A 19,779-nucleotide genomic window follows, 5' to 3' on the forward strand; every position below is an offset into this window, starting at 1 on the left:
ACCTCATTCACCAAACTGATACATGAGCGTATCAATTTGTTATATTTTTATTAACTATTGAATTGTAGGCAGTTTTATAAATTCAATACACATCATTTTTAAATTTCTCTAAGACAATCAATAGCTGGACTAATTTTTATACAAAATATTTCATTGTTCATATTCTGTCTCATCAGTTTATCGTTTTTTTAGTTATCCACACACTTATCTATAAGCACTCTACTGAGTCTTTGCTATGCTATGTGCTTGTCTCATAAGGCATATAACAAAAATGACACTTTGAGGCAAAAAGATGCAAATAAAAATTTACTTTTCACGGATAAAATATTCTTGAAATGTCAATATTGATCTACCCTTAAAATTACCGTATCTTGTGTTCTAAATTAAATTAAACCACTAAGTATTGTGTTTAGTCCTCAAACATCGTGACAACAAATTTTGCAGTTTGTACGATTCAAATGGTCCATAAACATAACAATGATGACAATGGAGCTACGCTGACAATGAACGCCATTACAACCCCAGGTCAACTACAAGTGATTAAACGCACTGGTGATGTTGCCGCTTTTGATGCAGATAAAATCTCTGTAGCAATTGGTAAAGCTTTTTTGGCTGTAGAAGGTCAACAAAGTGCAGATTCAAGCCGTATTCATGATCGCATCACTCAGCTAACAGAGATGGTGATGAATACTTTTAATCGTCGTTTACCTTCTGGCGGAACAATTCATATTGAAGAAATTCAAGACCAAGTTGAATTGGCGCTTATGCGTACAGGTGAACAAAAAGTTGCACGTGCATATGTAATCTATCGTGAACAACGTTCTGATGCACGTAAACAAACTGGTGCTCATCATCACCCAACCTTACAAATCACAGATGCGAACGGTCAGCTTCAGCCTCTAGATTTGAGCAAACTTCAAGCCACGATTGAAAAAGCAAGTGAAGGCTTAGAAGGCATCAATGTTCAAGCCATTGTCGATGAAACAGTTAAAAACTTATATAACGGTGTAAAACAGTCAGACATCTCAACCACGATGATGATGGCGACACGTACCCGTATCGAACAAGAACCAAACTATACTTATGTAACTGCACGTCTATTACGTGATGACTTGGTTGCGACAGGTTTAAAATTCTTAGGTTTAGCTACAGATACTATCGAAGGCGATGCGCTCGAAACTTATTTAAACAAAGGTATCGAGCTTGAGCTTCTCTCTCCTGAGCTTTTAAACTTTGACCTTGCAAAATTGGCAGCTGCAATCAAACCAGAACGCTCAAACCAATTTACCTATTTAGGTTTACAGACTTTATTTGACCGTTACTTCATTCACTCAAATGATGTACGTTTCGAACTTCCGCAATTGTTCTTTATGCGTGTTTCAATGGGACTTGCATTAAATGAAGAACAGCGTGAAGATCGTGCAATCGAGTTCTATGACTTATTGTCTAGCTTCGATTATATGGCGTCTACACCGACCCTGTTTAACTCAGGTACATTACGTCCACAATTGTCAAGCTGTTACTTAACTACGATTCAAGATGATCTTTATGACATCTATGGTGCGATGCGTGACAATGCCCTTCTTTCTAAATGGGCAGGCGGTTTAGGTAATGACTGGACACCAGTACGTGCCTTGAACTCATATATCAAAGGTACTAACGGTAAGTCACAAGGTGTTGTACCTTTCCTTAAAGTTGCCAACGATACTGCTGTTGCAGTAAACCAAGGTGGTAAACGTAAAGGTGCAGTATGTGCATACCTAGAAACTTGGCACTTGGACATTGAAGAATTCCTAGAGCTTCGTAAAAACACTGGTGATGATCGTCGTCGTACTCACGACATGAACACGGCTAACTGGGTTCCAGATTTGTTTATGCAACGTGTGATTGAAGACGCTGAATGGACACTGTTCACACCATCTGAAACGCCTGATTTGCATGATTTAACTGGCGGTGAATTTGCTGAACGCTATGCTTACTACGAAGGCATTGCAAAAGAAAACAACATGCTGCATAAGAAAATCCGTGCGAAAGACTTATGGCGCAAAATGTTATCAATGTTGTTTGAAACAGGTCATCCTTGGATCACATTCAAAGATGTATGTAACTTACGTTCACCACAACAACACGTAGGTGTAGTGCATTCATCTAACTTATGTACTGAAATCACTTTAAATACCAATAAAGATGAAATCGCAGTATGTAACTTAGGTTCGATCAACCTTGTACAACATGTTCAAGGTGGCGCATTAGACCGTGAAAAATTAGCGCGTACAGTTAAAACTGCTGTTCGTATGCTCGACAACGTGATTGACATCAACTACTACGCAGTTGAACAAGCACGTAATTCAAATATGAAACACCGCCCTGTCGGTATGGGTATCATGGGCTTCCAAGATGCTTTATATGAATTGGGTATGGGTTATGGTTCTGATGCAGCGGTAGATTTTGCTGATGAATCAATGGAAGTGATCAGCTACTACGCGATTCAAACATCAAGCGACCTTGCTGTTGAACGTGGTGTGTATTCAACATTCAAAGGTTCATTGTGGGATCAAGGTATCCTGCCAATCGACTCTTTAGATATCGTTGCAAAATCACGTCCAGAGCGTATGTTTGAAGTTGACCGTACTCAACGTTTGGACTGGGATACATTACGTACTAAAGTTCAAAAAGATGGTATGCGTAACTCAAATGTAATGGCGATTGCCCCTACAGCAACCATTTCAAATATTTGTGGCGTTTCACAGTCTATCGAACCGACCTTCCAAAACCTTTATGTAAAATCTAACCTTTCTGGTGAATTTACAGTGATCAACCCGTACTTGGTACGTGCGTTAAAAGATCGTGGTCTTTGGGACTCTGTGATGGTTAACGACTTGAAACACTTTGAGGGTTCAGTACAAAAAATTGCACGTATCCCTGAAGAGTTAAAAGCAATTTTTGCGACTGCATTTGAAGTAGATACACGTTGGATCGTAGATGCTGCATCACGTCGTCAAAAATGGATCGACCAAGCACAGTCATTGAACCTTTATATCGCTGGTGCAAATGGTAAGAAACTAGACATCACTTATAAGATGGCTTGGTTACGTGGTCTTAAAACAACTTATTACCTCCGTGCATTAGGTGCAACCTCTGCGGAAAAATCAACCATTAACACGGGTGCTTTAAACGCAGTAAAAGCAACAACTGTTGCTGCACCAGTGGCTGTGGTTACTCAAGAAACTAAACCTGAAACGCCTGCTGAAGAAGATGGTTTCGCTCAAGCAGCACCAGTACCACAAGCATGTTCAATCGACAATCCAGATTGTGAGGCTTGTCAGTAAGTAATCCTCCCCAATCCTCAAGGGGAATAAAGTCCCCTCTTTAAAAAAAGGGGGGAGTTAGGGGGATTCAAAAAATCTGAAATTATAAAAGGCGAAGAAATGTTCCATTTAAGTCATAACTATGAGTTAGGCGTAATCGTGCTGATCTTAGCCTTTTTAGTTTTTTACGTGCCTGCGGTCTATGCATTCTTTGCGATCCGTAAGCAGCAAAAGCGTAAGCAAAATAAGTAGTGTGGATATCTGTTCTTTCGAACAAGAACAAAACAACTATCGGCAAAACTTAATTTTGCTTGCACAGAATAAGCGTATAGTAGTGACATCTTCCATTGTGAGATGTCGAACATAGATATTAACAACGAAGAGAGAACAACGATGTCTATCCTAAGTTGGGACGATTTTGAAGATGATGAACAGAAACAAGCTGCACAAGCTCACCAGCCTGCGCCCGTCGAACAGAAAAAAACGACTGATTCGCAAGTGGTATCTGATACAAAGCAGTCATCGCAGAATGTGGCAACTACACAATCCGCTGGAACCTATACAGCAAGATCAACAAATCCAACCGATTCGTTGGCAAGAGCATCTCACGCCTTAGAAAAGTTAGACGTTGCACCTGGCTTAGAAGAGCTTGAAATGGGTGCACAACGTGTACAAGTTGATGATAAAGCCATGATCAACTGTCGCGCTGACTTAAACCAACTTGTACCATTCAAATACGAGTGGGCTTGGCAAAAGTATCTAGACGGGTGTGCAAACCACTGGATGCCGCAAGAAGTCAACATGAACCACGATATCGCACTTTGGAAGTCTGAAAATGGCTTAACCGAAGATGAGCGTACCATCGTGATGCGTTCATTAGGTTTCTTCTCTACTGCGGATTCTTTGGTTGCAAACAACTTGGTGTTGGCGATTTACCGTCACATTACCAATCCTGAATGCCGTCAATACATCTTGCGTCAAGCATTTGAAGAAGCGATTCACACGCATGCTTACCAATACTGTATCGAATCTTTAGGTATGGATGAAGGCGAAGTCTTCAACATGTACCGTGAAGTTCCATCAGTTGCTCGTAAAGCAGCGTGGGGCTTGAAATATACTCAGTCTTTATGTGATCCAACCTTCCAAACAGGTACACCTGAAAACGATCAAATCTTACTGCGTAACTTGATTGCATTCTATTGCGTACTTGAAGGGATCTTCTTCTACTGTGGTTTCAGCCAGATCTTGTCTATGGGTCGTCGTAACAAGATGAATGGTGTTGCTGAGCAATTCCAGTACATCTTACGTGATGAGTCTATGCACTTGAACTTTGGTATCGACATGATTAACCAAATCAAGATCGAAAATCCAAACTTGTGGACTGCTGAATTCCAAGAAGAAATCATTCAGATGATTCTTGAAGGTACTATGCTTGAAATCGAATATGCGCGTGACACAATGCCACGTGGTGTATTGGGTATGAACGCAGCGATGATGGAAGAATATTTGAAATTCATCTGTAACCGTCGTTTAGCGCAGTTAGGTTTACCTGAGCAGTTTGCTGGTGTAAATAACCCATTCCAGTGGATGTCTGAAATGATGGACTTGCGTAAAGAGAAAAACTTCTTTGAAACGCGTGTAACTGATTATCAAACTGGTGGTGCGTTGAGCTGGTAAGGTGTCCCACTGTCGTCACGCGACACATAAGTTGTCATTTGCGACGCATAAAGTGTCATTGAGCGACACATAAGTTGTCATTAATAAAAAATCCGATTTTTGATCGGATTTTTTATTATGTAGATTTTGGAATACTTTCGATTTATAACGCAAATAGATGAAATTTATTTCTATGATACTGAGTTAACATATCTTGTGAAAACCAACTTGGTAAATCATTTACGAGACTACCTTCTAAAGGGAGGTGAGGATAAAAGTTTTCTACAATAAAAGCCATAAACTTTCTTAAGCAAAGTGGACCTTTTACAGGAATTCGACAGTCTTCTATACTAATATGCAAATGGACATCAGGATGCTTGTCCTTTCTATCAGATGGCATCATGTCATAATCAAAACGAATAGGGCTGCGTTGATAGAAAGTATCTAAATTAATCGGATAGCTAGGCTCTGGATCAGTTAGATACTCTTCTAATAAACTGCTATTAGTATTCAAAGACTCATGAATTTTGAATACTATTTCATCTATGTCTTGCACATTTACAAGATTGATAGGAGATGGAAACCAACCTAAACGATGTCCAATAATTTCATTTCTTTTTATTTTATAAGAAATCTGCAAGATCGATCCATCATATAGAACCATTGTATATTGAGAACATTTTAATAAAGTTAAATATTCAGACAGAGTAGAAAATTCATTTTGTTTGAGAGCTGCCCCTTCCTCTTTCCAAGTTATCAAACTACGGCCCTCACCGTTTTGTTTAACAACTGTATTATTTGAAGCAAGTGCTAAACCAGCTTTCTCCCATTCATAGCAAAGTTTATTAATATGGGCTGCCATGGCGTCGGGTCTAATTGATGACATACTTAACCCCCAAAAATTTTTCTTAGATCTTCTGGTACATCATCAATCGTCAATTCCCCTTTATCTAACATATTCTTAATTTGTTTAATAAACTCGAATCCATTTACTAATTCTTTTCGTTCATCTTCAGTTTTATCACCATATGCTTGATCTAATTGGTCGATTGAAGTGCTATTAGGATATTGGAATGATAACTTAAAATTATTTTCTAATAATTTAATATATTCCGCCTCTAATGCTTCCATTAAAGGGCCAATACCGCAAACCCGTAACCAAGCTTTAGTACGAGTAATAGCCGTAAATAAAGAGTTTCTTTTTTTACCTAACTCATAACCACTCTGATAATAATGAGAGTTCATTACATATACCATTGCGGCTTCATTCCCTTTTGCACGATGGATATGAGTAATTGCAATAGAATCATCCTTAAAGACAATATCTTTGCTTACCCCCTTAGAGCCAATAATATGACTATCAATTCCTAAGCATCTTAATTCATATGTTAAATGAGCTGCCTGTCTCGATAAAGTATATGGAACTGGATATATAACCAAAATATCACTAGCATCAAGTTCCTGATTTTCAATATTATACTTAATCTGTTGAGCGACCCATTTTGCTTGTTCTTCCTCAGAATTAAATCTATTAAGAGATAAAGCAGTTTCAGGATCCATCAAGTTATCAAAATAATCAGGTGTCCGTGCCTTTGACCTTTGTAAAGTGACCCCCTGACCTAATCTTAGATCCCCCCCTACTCGTTCAAATCCTATATTTTCCCAAAACAAAGGTTCCCTAAACATTCTGACTAACCCCTCCTCTCGATAAATACCAAGCCCTACAGACAAAGCAAATGTCAAGGTCCAAGGTGGATTTCTATAACATATAGGCAACATTACATCTTGTTGAGCTTTATCTTCATCATTGTGGAGAGTTACTAGTGGAATACCTTGACTATCTAATCCAAATAATTGTTCAGGTGGTAACATGATATGTTCACCTAAGTTTTGTAATTCATCATATGCCCAAACAACTCTTTTAGGCTCTTTGGTAAATTTATAAACAAGTTTAAAAAATTCTTCTGGAAAGTCTTGAGCTTCATCTATCAGAACATAATCAAAAATAGGAGAAACTTCTAAAGTTTCAACATATTTTAGCAATTCCGCACAAGCCCCTTTAAATGCAGCTTCACGACCATACTTAGTTTCAGCAGAATTAAAATTTAGAAGAGGATAATTTAGATATTTACAAATTTCTGAATAAACACCTTTTTCATATTCTCCCCCCCAAGCATGTTGAATTGTTAAATAATCAAAATCAGGTTCATCCTTTTTATGCTCAAAATAAAATTTACTTATTAATTTTTCAAATTGTTGATATAACGTTCTACTTTGGAAAGTAACTACTATTCTCTTATCTGACTCATATGCATGAAGATATGCTGCTTTCATTGCTAAAATAATAGTTTTTCCTGAACCAGCCAAACCTCGTATTCTTTGAGGTTTATCAGGACTTTCAATTGCTGCTTTTTTCTGCCAAGAATCCAAATTGGCAATTTCCTTCTCAATTTTTTTCATTACCCCACCAAAAGAATCATCTCTCTGGACCTTGGTTCTTTTCTTGGTAGGTTTAAGAACTTCTGTTTTTTGTATCGCAGCATTGATAAGTTTAAAAGTATTTTCTTCAAGAGAATCAAATTCTTTTATCACTGAAATAACATCTTCTAAAGTTACAAAAGATTCCTCGTCATGACTTTCGCGTCTTAAAGATAGAATTTCTATATCAAAGATTAATTTACGACGATTTATTAGTTCTTTTTGCGATAAAAATTTTTGTAAAGTGCCTCTATATAATTCATCTTGGTAAGTAAAAACTTCCTCTTCGTCATCTACATTAAAAGTAGTTAAATCAAATACGACAACACCGTGCTCTTTAGTAACTAACAAAGCATCTGTTAAGAAAGCATCATCTCCTGATTCAAACATGGGATAACCGATATACAAAGTTCCTTCCACACCATCAAATGATGAAAAACATTGAACCAGTTGATCTATTGCGGCAGGATTAACTTTCTTACCAAAAACAAAATCTATCATTATATTTCTCTAACATCAAAGCAATGCCTAATAGTAATTAATCTTAAGGAAATTCATTTTAAATTCAATGGTTTTTTAAAATATAAATTAAGAAGAAGAAAATTACTAAGTCACTTATTTATGATAAAAACCTGTGTTTTTTAAGAATAATTAGCCTAGATAACTTAAAAATATTGCTATATTCTCATCTAGAGCATTTATCCAGTCACGTAACTCAATCACATCTATACGTCTTTCTAGAATTTCAATTTTCGAAACATAAGATTGGGGTTTATTCAAACGATGCGCGAGCTCAACCTGAGTCACATTTTTTGACTCACGAAGTTCTATAAGTTTCTTGATTAGGTCTTGATACCTAGGGTCATGTATTGAGCGCATGGCTCAATATCAGTTACAATTCAAAATATCCCAAAACAGGATATTTGAGAATTAGAATGATGTTAAAGACTAAAAATTTACCAATTATTTTATCTGTTATGACCTTGGCATCTTGTACAACAAAATTTCAAGATATGGGTACATCTATATCTGTGAACCAAATGTTGACCAACGAATGGCATATAAAATCATATGACTCTTCAAAACCGGTCCTAATTGATAATGAATTTGAAATGAGGGTATCTACCTACTCATCCCCTTTTTTTATTCATCAACAATGGGTAGAGCAATTAGCATCACCTTATAAAAAGCTACAGGGTCTATGCCGCAGACAAAATGGGCAATTTACTTATCTAGGTGATAATAATGCAGTAATGATAAATGCTGGTTTAGTAAAAAATGGGCAACCATTACCCCCACCAGACCAGTTAACAATTGAAGTACTTATACAGATCCGCAATTCTAAATGGATTGGTGACTATTCTTGTTCAAGTAGTACAGAGAACTGGAAGGCTTCTATCAAAGCAACAAACTGGAGAGCAAAAAATGATGGAACAAATGCTTGGCGTTATATAACACTTACAACAAAGATTGATAAAAGTTAATTATCCCAAATCAACACTTTACCCTATAACTTTAAGGGTAAAGTGTTGTTCCTAATGATCTTTGCGGATAAAAATCTCGTATAAGGAACCTTTAAAGCATAAAAAAACAAGATTAAAAGTTTGAAATTTATAAAATTTAATCAAAATATGAAGGTGTATCCGAAGACTCTAACCGAGTTTTTAGTGAAATCTCTTTACTAGGAGCCACTTTTCTACTTGCTTCTAAAGCTTCAGACTTTTGCTTCATTTCCTCTGACCAAAAGTTATCTCTATATGATCGCCAAAAAATTACAACAGAGAGTCGAATATTTGGAGCTAAAAAGATGTAGTGTTTGAAAGTTTTATCAATATAGTCAAATAACTCAAGATGTACATTAAAGAACAAAGGGTCTCGGGCTATTTTCTCTGTCAACCCTACATATAGCTCTAAAGCAAGCTCTCGAAGTTTTTCTGATCCCAAATGAATTGACTCTTGAATCATTAATATTGCCACTACAAGACAGTCAATTGATCCTATTCTAGTTAGCGACTCAACAGCATATTCATTAAAAGGTTTTCTTTTTATAGGTGCCACTTTTAATCGACTGATAAGTTGAAACTTTACTTGTGGCTCTAATCTTTGGATTAAGTCATTTATTTCATCTTGGGTACGATTAAATGAAGACAGTACGTCCCACAATACATGGTCAAATATTGCCCTAGAACCGGATATTACGAAGTCAACCTCATCCAGGTACTCAGCTTTCGGAGTATGTTTTCCATTCTCATACCGATTCCATCTATTTAACTTTTCTAAGGGTTGAGTGGGTTTACCCCTAACCATTGTCTCTACAGAAAAGGCTTTCCTGTTAGCCTGCTGTTTAGCATATTCAACCCAAACTATCGTTCTTAAAATTTCCGTAAGATGCTTAGGTTTTCTTCCTTTTTTTATAACTTGAATCATTTTATCTTTGTCAACACTACATGAAATTAAAGCATTTCATGTAGTGTTGTAACATAACCTAATAGCTCTAATATAGAGTCTATGTGCAACTATTCGATACTAGATATGCAAACTAATCGGCAGTCAAAATTATTAATAGCTGAAATAAAAGAAAAATATGGCGAAATTATTGGTGGTTATGATTTAGCAAAGTTATTGGGTTACAAATCCACAGCCGCTTTTCGCCAAGCTATTTCTAGAAAACAAATTCCGTTTTCAACCTTTAATATAGAAAACCGTAAAGGCAAGTTTGCCTATACAAATGACGTTATTCTCTGGTTAGCAAACCTAGAAAGTAAAGGGAGTATTAATATGAACTAGAAATAAACCTAAATTAAAAAACGGACCCTAAAAAGGATCCGTTAGTGACTTTATATGGAATCATACAAAGACGTCGTAATCAAAGTATCTTCCGTATAAAGCCGCCAGTCAAGTCTTGTTGCTATTTTTTAAGCAACAAAGAATTTTATTCATCTCTAAAAAAGTCTTGGAGATGTAACAGAATGCTGGAGATACTTATATGTACCCTTTCCCACAACAAAAAAGGAATACCCTCACCAAGTTCATTTGGGAGCAAATAGAAAAAGCTTTTCAGGCTGAACCCAACTTGGCATCAACACTTCATGGTCAACGTAGAATTTACCAAGGATGCTTTGGCCGTAGAACATCCTTATTTCCTAGTACTAAATCTGGCGGATCAATTCCGCTTGAAAGTTTCCTAGAATTAGCAAATGCAATCAGTCTTGAACAAAGTTCCCAAGTAAAAAGCTTCCGTACACAGGCCTTAAAGATTCCCTTATCAGGAAATAATTTTTGCTATCCAGACTTTTTAGTACAAAACATAGATGGATCATTTGAAATCCATGAGGTGAAACCTTCTATTAAAGCTCTGAAACAAGAAGAGCTACAGAAGTTTGAACAAGTCGCTGAAATACTTAATCAAATGGGTATTACATTTAAACTTATTGATCAATCTAGCTTACCAAACAAGAAACAGCTCCAAAAACTTTTATATCTTTATCAACGGGGACATAACCGAATTTGGACACCGTTAGAAATTGATTTGGCTATCGGTGCATTGCAAAGACTTTCTCTTCAGAGTATTGAAGCAGCCTATGAATCTCTTCAAAAATTAGGTTTGCCTTGTGAGTTGGGGGATTACTTACTCTTTCATAAAAAGATCATCATAGATACTGAAGGGGGAATTTAAAATGTCATCATCATTATTTATTCCTCAACCAGGCTTTCGCTTTATTTTTAGCAATCAAGAAGACTATGTTTTTGAGATCACTAAAGTTGCTTATGGAACAATCCGCTATGCTGCTGTTATAGGAGGAAAATCCTTTACTTTATCCTCTGAATCATTTGAAAAATACTATAAAAATGAAGAAATCAAATGTATTTTTGCTCCTGAAAAATTAATCATCGATCCTGAGAAATGTAGTGAAATACAACGCAAAGAACGATATGTAAAATCGGCTCTTTACAAATTGCACATGCCTACAGCTCTAGTTCCTTTAAAGGAGCTTATTAAAGAAGTCGCAGTAGAGCTTGAGGATCAAACACCTCCTTCACCCAGAACTGTAGCCCGATGGGTGAATAAATATCACAGTACCTGTCATAACAATTTAAGTTTAAGTAATGGGCATAAAGGTAATCAATCGCTTCGATTCCCTCCAGAAGTTTATCAAATCATGTCTCAAGGAATTAATGAAGTTTATTTAAAGCCTGAGTATCGAACCAGTAAAGATGTTCAAGCTTATGTGTTAGGTAGGTTGATAGAACAAGGAATATCAACAAAATATTTACCTAGCAGAAGAACCATTCAACGTTATATAGAAAAATTAGACCCTTATCTGGTTACTAAAATTAAAAAAGGGAGCCGCATAGCACGAAAAACATTTCAAGCATCTGGTCAAAGTTGCCCTAGTCCCTTTGCACTCTACATGGTCGAAATCGATACGCATTATTTGGATATTATTGTGATTGACCCAATAACACACCAAGTACTAGGACGACCATACTTAGCTTGTGCGATCGATGTATATTCACGTGTGATCGTGGGTACCCACATTAGTATGTTTCCACCTAGTGCCATGACAACCTTAGCAGTTATCAAAGACATGATTACTCGTCCAAATCATGGATTACCTGGAGGCATAGCATCAATTATTATTCCAGATAATGGTGTCGAATTTAAGAATAGTGCCTTGGCAAGAGTTTGTGAACAATTAAAAATTACACTTACTCCATCCCAAATTGGAACGCCTAATAACAAACCTCATATCGAACGCTTTTTCTCGACATTGACCAAAGGAGTTATTCAGAAGCTATCTGGTACCACCTTTTCAAATCCCAGTGAGCGAGGTCTCTATAATCCCAGTAAGAATGCCAGGTATTCAGTAGAACAGGTCAAAGACTACATAAATGACTGGATTAATAATACCTATCAGCAATCTATTCATAGTAAAACTGGTCGAGCGCCTATTTTAATGTGGGGTGATGCAATTGAACATATCAAACCATCTTTTCTGACAGAAGCGGATGCTAAAATTATTTGCCGCAGACCCATTGATAGAACAATCCATCATGGGCAAGTGCAAATAGATGGATTAGCTTACTACTCTCATGCATTGACAATTCTAGAAGCGGAAAGAGTTAAAAAAGTTACGGTTTTGGTCGATGACCTTAACCTCAATGAAGTCTATATCCTTTCGCCAAATGATAAGCAAGTCGTCATTCAAGCGGATTCAACAAAACCGGAATATACATACAACTTATCTCGTGCTGTTCATTTAGAAGTACAGAAAAGAAAAAAATTAATGGCAGATGCAGACAGACAACGATTGGGGATGTTTGCTGATCTATATCACTTATATAACCTAATGCAGGACATACAAACAAATCTTGTTAGGAAGAGGCCCACGCTAAAGCAAGTCAAAATTGATATTCCCAAGCAGTTGCAACAATTGAAAGAAAATTTAGGCTTAAATTCAGCAGTCAATTCAGAAAATTTAAAAATATATGAGGAAATCCACAAAGAGAATTTAACGCCTCCAACTAGATTTGGCTCAATGGAGGTAAAAAAAGATGACAAAAGATAATACTACATTTGAAGCAGTCAGCTATCTCAATGATCTTGTGATTACCTCCGATGAATTTATGCTTGCATATAAAGGTATTCAGCAATGTGCTGAACGTAGTGTTGCATATAAAGAACCTATTGGGAGTATGCTGCTATCTGAAGGTGGGCTTGGAAAAACAACACTATGTCAAGCATTAATCGCCCAAATGCCAAGTTCGATTAAAATAGAGAATGATCGTAAAAAACGGGTTATTCCTGCCTTTTACGTTGAGGTTCCATCACCAGCAACAGTAAAGTCCTTAGCAATCACAATGCTAAATAAATTAGGCGATCCTAGTTTTGACATAGGTACGACAAAATACCTCACTTCAAGACTCACCTATCTACTCATACAATGTGAAACAAAGCTGGTTTTTCTAGATGAGTTCCATCATCTTTTTGATCGGAAAGCAACATCTACAAGAATGAATATTACAGTAGGAAACTGGATAAAAACCCTTGTGAATGAAACAGGAATTAGCTTCTGTCTTGTAGGACTTCCCCCATTCGCAAAACTCATCCAAGTTGATACCCAAATTGCTAGGCGATTTTCTTTTCAATATAAATTATCTCCACTTACCCTAGGTACAAAAGATACATATGGGACAATCTACTTATTTCTGCATGAAATCTCTAACAAAGCCCTCGAACACGATACAGTTTTTAGTCCTGAGTTAGATAGTTATCTTTTAGGCATGCAAATCTTTGCTGCAACTAAAGGTTATCACTCCTATGTGATGAGTCTTATACGTGAAAGTATTGTGATTGCATTAGAAGATGGAAGAGAAACTGTTACGCAAAATGATTTCAGCCAAGCATGGAAACTCGGAATAACCCTATTTATTAGTGATTTTAAACAAGATCCGTTTGTTATGAGTCTTGCCCAATTAGCCTCAGGCATAAGAGGAGTTTAAGAATGAATAATAAAATTTTGCTTATACAACCAATTCCCTTTGAAGAAGAAACAGCTGCTAGCTATTTGCTCAGAGCTGCACAGCTAAATATGCATTCATCAGTATATACACTACTAGGTAAAGAAAATTACTCCTACTTTGCCAAGCAAGCACCTAATTGTGATTTAACTGATCTACCCCGTTTTAAATTCGTTCTACAAGTTTTATATCTGGATTCTTCTTATCAACATTTAGCATTAGAACGTGTGGGCCCCACCAATCGCTCTCCTCGAAAGTGGGGAGAGTTAAAAGTTAATGAAAATTTACTACGGCTTCGTGAGTTTTCATTTTGTCCTCAATGTCTTGATGAACACCCTTATTTTAAAAAAATATGGTTATTTAAGCCAATTTATGCCTGCCCAGTACATTCATTATTACTTTTAAATAAGTGTCATGAATGCGGAAAGGCAATTACACTTGCTAAAGGCTGTATTACATTATGCCCTTCTTGTAATGCTGATCTCACTCATGCTCCAAAAGTTCATTGTAAGACAATCCATATCATTCATTGGTTCATCAGAATTCTAAAAGAAGAAAATCACGAGTTTTTTCAGGAGTTCACCTCATACTGGACAGCATTAGAATGTTTTGCTGAGCTTCAGGAGCCTTTCTCTGATGAAGAATATACAAAAGCAACTTATGAATATTTTACAGATCCTAGCAATTCGATTAAAAGATTGAGCACTTGGATAAACAATAGGATTTATCTAGCCCACCCAAGAGTTCAACTTCTTCCCTTTTTAAAGGAAAAAGAAAAGTTTAACTACTTTGGCAACTATCTAAGACTAGTGGAAGAAAGATGCTCTCGATATAAAATCAATTCTAGATCAGAAGAATTCCATTTATTACATGAAGATGTCCGACTCATCTTAAATATTGGCCGAGGGCGACTCAAAAGTCTTATGGCAAATGATTTCTTAAAATTACGTAAAGAACATTATGGTTTTGAAGACTTTAAAAGCTCATTAATTGAAAAACTTTTGATTAAAAAAAATAAGTTTATTGATCATAAAATATTTATACCTCTGAAAGCTAAGCCTCAAGAGAAATCCGTACAACCAACAATTACGGAAATCTCAAAAAAACTGGACATCAATTTTGAAACAGCAAGAAAATTGAGCAAAACTCACTGGCTTCTTGATGATAATCAATCCATTGTAAAGGTTATCTCATACGAAAAACTTGAAGCATTTCATGAAAATTATGTCACAGCATCAACCTTGGCAAGAAAGCTTAAAGTTAACCCTACAAATTTAGTAGAGAAGCTACTAAGTATTGGGATAGTCCCAGTAAGTGGACCACATATTGATGGCTTATCAATTAACTTTTATGAACAGTCTTCTGTAAAGGATATCGAGCTGATAGATCTTAACCAAATTTCCCATTATCAAACTCGAACAGGAAGACATAGGAAAGGGACAAATAACTTGATAGAGGATCACTGTTATTCTCTATTTGAAGCAGCTTGTTTATTGAGAATAAGCTTAAGACAAGTATTATATTTAGTACATCAAGGCTATTTGATCAGAAACTCAGAGAACCCCATCTCAGTACGAGTTGATAGAAGATCATTACATCTGATAAAGAATAAAGTTGAAAGTGATGACTTTATTAGTATTGAAGATGCAGCTGAGACGTTAAATTGTTCATTGAATTGGTTACGACAATATTGGTGCAAAACAGGCTTTCTAACAATTGAAGAACTAGTCTATTGGAGACTGGTTAAAAGAGACGAACTAAATGAGATCCTTAAGTTAAAAGAAGAATATTTAACAGGAGCTGAAGCCAGCAACCTCCTCGGTATGCCTCATTCACATATTACGAACTTACAGAAGCAGAAGCTGATCAAGCCTTATTACATGGGTAAAACGGATCATAAGATCAGGCTGTTTAAGCGAGAGGATGTATTAATCTTACTATCTAAGCCGAGTTGAAGTTTTCAAAAATAGGAGTACAATGTAGGAAAATTAGGTGTTCCACAACCTTTAATCGCGGATTGAAAAATTACTTCAGCTATTTGCTGAAGTAAAGAATGGTGCTCTTTTGAGTACCATTTTTTTTGCGAGGATTACCAATAAAGTTCATTACCTTTTATAATTATTTTTCGTTTAAAATATAAGTAATTGATTAAATTATTTATATATTTAAGCAGCTTAAAATAGAGAAAAATTATGTTTAAAGATTTATATGAAAAAATCCAAAGTTGTTGTGGATATGTGACAGTTTTTGAAGGCGATGAAATCATAAGTGAAGGTACTTGTTTTAGCTTCACTGATACTGGAGAGGTTATAACGGCTGCACATGTGGTAACTGGTAGGATGCCTATAAAAGAAGAGGATTACATGCATCCACAGCAAAAAATTTTTATAAAATTTCCAGAATTGCCTTTAGTTGAATATACAGTATCTTTTTGCTCATTTGGAATAAACGTCCCAGCTTTTAAAGAAATAATACAGCTCGATATAGCTGCATTACAACCAAAAGAACAACAAACTTTCAAATTTCCCTTTCTACCTGCAAGTATCAATTCAGTAAACCTAGGCCAAAGAGTGTTTGTGGCGGGCTACTCTGATGAACTTAATATTCCATTTTCTATTGAGAAAATTATCGATCCAGACTCATTTGGCGCAGATAATTTTATTAAAGCAATTAGAGATGAAGGATACTTAGCAGATATGACTGGTCCAATAATTAAACAAGGTTACATTGGAAATATTCGTCGTATTTTTGCTAATGATAGCTCCCAGAATATAAAAATAGAAACTGACGTTTTTTATATAGATAATGGTATGCATAGTGGAGCAAGTGGAGGGCCTATTGTCAATGAAGAAGGTGTCGCGTTAGGAGTATTGACACAACGAGCAATAACTCCAGCCCATCAATCAAATGATTCTAACTTAAAGGTCCCTTCAGGTTCATCAATAGGAATTTCATTGCAAATCCTGAACATCGTTAGTGAGCTTATGCAAAAAAATAATGCAATTTAGAATATATAAATTGTAAAGAATGCCTAAATTACAGGCATTCTTAATTATCCATGTAAAACTTACAGACCAATTTTATGAACAGATCTTACATAATCAATAAATTTATCAACCGCATGCCGATGCAAGCATGCACAAATATAGTAAAAAAACAAGTTAAATAGACCAAAACAAAACAGCCCCCATCTCATACCAGCACCTTGGAACAAATAGAGAATAGGTAAACTTATGGCAAAACATGAGTAAATTAGAATTAGTGTATTGATATTAAAAGCTAGTACCCCTATCGATAAAATAATAGCTTTAGATCTACTATTTTCTTTAATATTCCACCTTTTAACATATACAACCTCAAGAAGAACAAGAAAAACCAGCAAATAGAATAAGAAAGTGACTAAAACTGGTATATTTGTTGTAAAAACACCACTAAACCATTGATGTAGTGTGCTATCCCCTTCAAGTTTAACTTTTGGAAAATATGACTCTACAAATGTAACTGTTTTATTCCCCCATTCTGTAGACCAAAAGTAAGTCGCTAAAAAGATGGCTACAAGATGGGTAATGATATTCCAAAAATTACTTGTTAGATTAGCCCATTTCACCATTAAGCTTTATCCTGAAAATTAAAATTTACTATCACACTAAGACCTACTTACAACTAAACGAGAATCGTTTGATATTTATAAGCCTTACTTTTATTTTTCCATCATTGCCTTAGTTGCTTTTAGCTTGATTCCAGTCAAAATATTAGATCAATAATTTAAAAAACAAAAGGATTATAAAACCTTATTATCTTGGTAAAAAGATATATTAAAATATGTGTATCTAAAAATTTTTTATCTAAATTAATCACAGAGATTATTTTAAAAGCTAGCACTTCATTTGTTATTTGAGCAAGCTTTAAATATTCAACCTGATGACATAAGTTGGTTTCAATTAGCCTAAACTCCATAAAATAATCTCAAAATAAATAACCACTATATCTTCAATAAAAATTAAAAATATACGACATAATTTGTCGCTCTTCATTCAAGCTAGACTGTGCAATCTAGAGTCAATAGATTATTGTATAACAATAAGATGGAATACTAGATACAACAATGAGTTAAAGTTAATATCAAACCAAACACTAACTACTCAGTCATTAGCCTTCATTGAGGAGATTACTTTTATTATAGTATCAAGATCTTTCTGCACTTGATAAATGCTGATCGTCGAATATACCTCAGACCCTAGTAACTTTCTTGAATAATTTATTAGGTATTACTAATAGCTATAAAATCGTTTAAAAATCAACCACGGAGCAAAAAATGCCAAATGTTCAAGAAATATTGATCTCTCTTAGAACTTCTCCTAGCATTGCTCTCTTGTGTCTAAAAAACAGAGAATGGGTTATTCAGTTTCTGCTTGAGGCTTTTTCCAACCAACAACCCTCTAACTCATCAGAAAAGCTGCAATTGGCTTTAATCAAATATATTGAAACGAACATTGATTTTATTAATGACAATGACGAGTTTGATTTAGCCGATGACTTCAATACCTATCAAGATTTATCACTTACAACCTATGAGGCAAAAGCAAAACGCTATATTCAATATTGGACCAACAAAGGTTTTCTCAGCAACTATCAGGATGATCAGGGTGTCATTTTTTATGAGTTATCCTCTCACACAAATAAGACATTGGACTGGTTACAAAGCCTTATAAAAGAAGAATTTATCGGTACTGAATCCAAATTCAAATACATCTTTAATCAACTCAAAGAGCTAGTAGAAAATACAAATGATAATGTAGAAAACCGTATTCAAGTATTAGAGCAGAAGAAGCTTGAAATTGAACAGCAAATCCAACGCCTCAAGATTGGCGAGGATATTAATGTCTATGAAGAATATCAAATTACACCTCGTTTTAAAGAAATTACCCAATCCGCAAAAGAACTTCTATCTGACTTCAAAGAGGTAGAAGAAAATTTTAAATCCATTACCAAAGATATCTATCAACGTCATGCTGAAGGGAATCTATACAAAAGTGACATCTTACAATTTGCCTTTGACTCGCTTGATATTCTCAAAGAAAGCTCTCAAGGTAAAAGTTTTTATGCTTTTTGGTCTTTCCTACTCAATCCAAGTCTGCAACAAGAATGGGACAGTCTAGTTACTTCTCTATATTCAATGCTTCAAGAAAAGAATATTCAGATTGATGACTTTTTCCTGAGTGGAATGAAAAAGTATCTGCATCAATCTGGTCAAAAAGTTTATAAGGCAAACGATCGTATGGCTGAAAAGCTGAGCCGTATCATTAAAGAAAGTGAAGCTTCTCAATCTGCACTCACAAAAAGCATTATTCAGGACATTAAGAAATCTCTGCTAATCTTAAATAAGCATAATCAAAAACCAGATATTGGTTTTGAGATCGAAACCTCAGCAGAAATAAAAATCCCTTTTGAAAGAAAGTTAACCTCTGATAAATCAGAACCCGTTAACTATAAGATAAATCCTACTCTGGCCAGCACGGACCTAGCTCACTCGGAACAATTGGCAAAACTATTTGCACACATCCATGTTGATAAAAAGAAAATCAGACAGCACATTCAAAATATTTTACTTCACCAATCACAAGCAAGTATTCAAGAACTCATTGATAAACAAGGTGGGCTTTCTCAAGGATTACCAGAGCTATTTGGATACATGGATGTTATCAAAGATTTTAAACATACTGTAAATGACAAGCATCAACAGCGTATCTGCTTCGATCAGGCCCAACAAAAGTCCATTCAAATCCCTGAAATTATTGTCATATGCTCTTAAGGA

General features: G+C 35.6%; 16 protein-coding genes. 11 read left to right on the forward strand and 5 right to left on the reverse strand.

What is annotated here, in order from left to right; all coding sequences use genetic code 11:
• The first annotated feature begins 458 nt into the window (after nucleotides 1–458).
• The 3 genes from WFN33_RS10250 (at nucleotide 459) to WFN33_RS10260 (ending at nucleotide 4,985) form a co-directional block, all read left to right on the forward strand.
• Nucleotides 459–3,329 (forward strand): ribonucleoside-diphosphate reductase subunit alpha, encoded by a 2,871-nt coding sequence (locus WFN33_RS10250; RefSeq protein WP_336952993.1) that lies wholly within the window; start codon nucleotides 459–461, stop codon nucleotides 3,327–3,329.
• A 99-nt stretch (nucleotides 3,330–3,428) separates the two neighbouring features.
• The gene (locus WFN33_RS10255) at nucleotides 3,429–3,560 is read left to right on the forward strand and encodes a preprotein translocase subunit YajC (RefSeq protein ID WP_004722859.1); all 132 of its coding nucleotides are present in this window, start codon (nucleotides 3,429–3,431) and stop codon (nucleotides 3,558–3,560) included.
• Nucleotides 3,561–3,701: 141 nt separating this feature from the next.
• Nucleotides 3,702–4,985, forward strand: coding sequence for a ribonucleotide-diphosphate reductase subunit beta (locus WFN33_RS10260; protein WP_004722861.1), 1,284 nt, complete (start codon nucleotides 3,702–3,704; stop codon nucleotides 4,983–4,985).
• A gap of 142 nt (nucleotides 4,986–5,127) precedes the next feature.
• Here the strand turns inward: WFN33_RS10260 and WFN33_RS10265 are convergent, their stop codons facing one another.
• The 3 genes from WFN33_RS10265 to WFN33_RS10275 all read right to left on the reverse strand — a co-directional run bounded on the left by WFN33_RS10265 (nucleotide 5,128) and on the right by WFN33_RS10275 (nucleotide 8,321).
• Nucleotides 5,128–5,826 carry a DUF2290 domain-containing protein gene (locus tag WFN33_RS10265; protein WP_336952956.1) on the reverse strand — a complete coding sequence of 233 codons (699 nt, stop codon included), beginning with the start codon at nucleotides 5,824–5,826 and terminating at the stop codon, nucleotides 5,128–5,130.
• A gap of 26 nt (nucleotides 5,827–5,852) precedes the next feature.
• Nucleotides 5,853–7,943: a DEAD/DEAH box helicase gene (locus WFN33_RS10270; protein ID WP_336952957.1), complete on the reverse strand. Its 2,091-nt coding sequence runs from the start codon at nucleotides 7,941–7,943 to the stop codon at nucleotides 5,853–5,855.
• 150 nt (nucleotides 7,944–8,093) lie between these two features.
• The gene (locus WFN33_RS10275) at nucleotides 8,094–8,321 is read right to left on the reverse strand and encodes a helix-turn-helix domain-containing protein (RefSeq protein ID WP_336952958.1); all 228 of its coding nucleotides are present in this window, start codon (nucleotides 8,319–8,321) and stop codon (nucleotides 8,094–8,096) included.
• Here WFN33_RS10275 and WFN33_RS10280 point away from each other — a divergent pair.
• Nucleotides 8,312–8,926, forward strand: coding sequence for a hypothetical protein (locus WFN33_RS10280; protein WP_336952959.1), 615 nt, complete (start codon nucleotides 8,312–8,314; stop codon nucleotides 8,924–8,926). The genes WFN33_RS10275 and WFN33_RS10280 overlap by 10 nt on opposite strands.
• A gap of 136 nt (nucleotides 8,927–9,062) precedes the next feature.
• Here WFN33_RS10280 and WFN33_RS10285 read toward each other — a convergent pair whose 3' ends face one another.
• Complete coding sequence (locus tag WFN33_RS10285) at nucleotides 9,063–9,869, reverse strand: hypothetical protein (protein WP_336952960.1); 807 nt, start codon at nucleotides 9,867–9,869, stop codon at nucleotides 9,063–9,065.
• Between the two features lie 105 nt (nucleotides 9,870–9,974).
• Here WFN33_RS10285 and WFN33_RS10290 point away from each other — a divergent pair, with 105 nt between their 5' ends.
• The 6 genes from WFN33_RS10290 to WFN33_RS10315 all read left to right on the forward strand — a co-directional run bounded on the left by WFN33_RS10290 (nucleotide 9,975) and on the right by WFN33_RS10315 (nucleotide 16,972).
• Complete coding sequence (locus WFN33_RS10290) at nucleotides 9,975–10,229, forward strand: hypothetical protein (RefSeq protein WP_336952961.1); 255 nt, start codon at nucleotides 9,975–9,977, stop codon at nucleotides 10,227–10,229.
• Between the two features lie 199 nt (nucleotides 10,230–10,428).
• Nucleotides 10,429–11,118, forward strand: a complete 690-nt coding sequence (locus WFN33_RS10295; protein WP_336952963.1) for a TnsA endonuclease N-terminal domain-containing protein — start codon at nucleotides 10,429–10,431, stop codon at nucleotides 11,116–11,118.
• Nucleotide 11,119: 1 nt separating this feature from the next.
• A complete protein-coding gene (locus WFN33_RS10300) occupies nucleotides 11,120–13,012 on the forward strand; it encodes a Mu transposase C-terminal domain-containing protein (RefSeq protein ID WP_336952964.1) in 1,893 nt (630 codons plus the stop codon).
• A complete protein-coding gene (locus WFN33_RS10305) occupies nucleotides 12,999–13,946 on the forward strand; it encodes a TniB family NTP-binding protein (protein ID WP_336952965.1) in 948 nt (315 codons plus the stop codon). The genes WFN33_RS10300 and WFN33_RS10305 overlap by 14 nt, the downstream gene beginning before the upstream one ends.
• 2 nt (nucleotides 13,947–13,948) lie before the next feature.
• The gene (locus WFN33_RS10310) at nucleotides 13,949–15,919 is read left to right on the forward strand and encodes a TniQ family protein (RefSeq protein ID WP_336952966.1); all 1,971 of its coding nucleotides are present in this window, start codon (nucleotides 13,949–13,951) and stop codon (nucleotides 15,917–15,919) included.
• Between the two features lie 237 nt (nucleotides 15,920–16,156).
• Nucleotides 16,157–16,972, forward strand: a complete 816-nt coding sequence (locus WFN33_RS10315) for a S1 family peptidase (RefSeq protein ID WP_336952967.1) — start codon at nucleotides 16,157–16,159, stop codon at nucleotides 16,970–16,972.
• Between the two features lie 59 nt (nucleotides 16,973–17,031).
• Here WFN33_RS10315 and WFN33_RS10320 read toward each other — a convergent pair whose 3' ends face one another.
• Nucleotides 17,032–17,574: a hypothetical protein gene (locus WFN33_RS10320; RefSeq protein WP_336952968.1), complete on the reverse strand. Its 543-nt coding sequence runs from the start codon at nucleotides 17,572–17,574 to the stop codon at nucleotides 17,032–17,034.
• Between the two features lie 705 nt (nucleotides 17,575–18,279).
• Between WFN33_RS10320 and WFN33_RS10325 the strand changes: the two genes are divergently transcribed.
• Nucleotides 18,280–19,776 (forward strand): DUF3375 domain-containing protein, encoded by a 1,497-nt coding sequence (locus WFN33_RS10325; RefSeq protein WP_336952969.1) that lies wholly within the window; start codon nucleotides 18,280–18,282, stop codon nucleotides 19,774–19,776.
• The last annotated feature ends 3 nt before the right edge of the window (nucleotides 19,777–19,779 follow it).

The organism is Acinetobacter sp. AS167, from assembly GCF_037152175.1.
In the GTDB taxonomy this organism is placed as follows: Bacteria; Pseudomonadota; Gammaproteobacteria; order Pseudomonadales; family Moraxellaceae; genus Acinetobacter.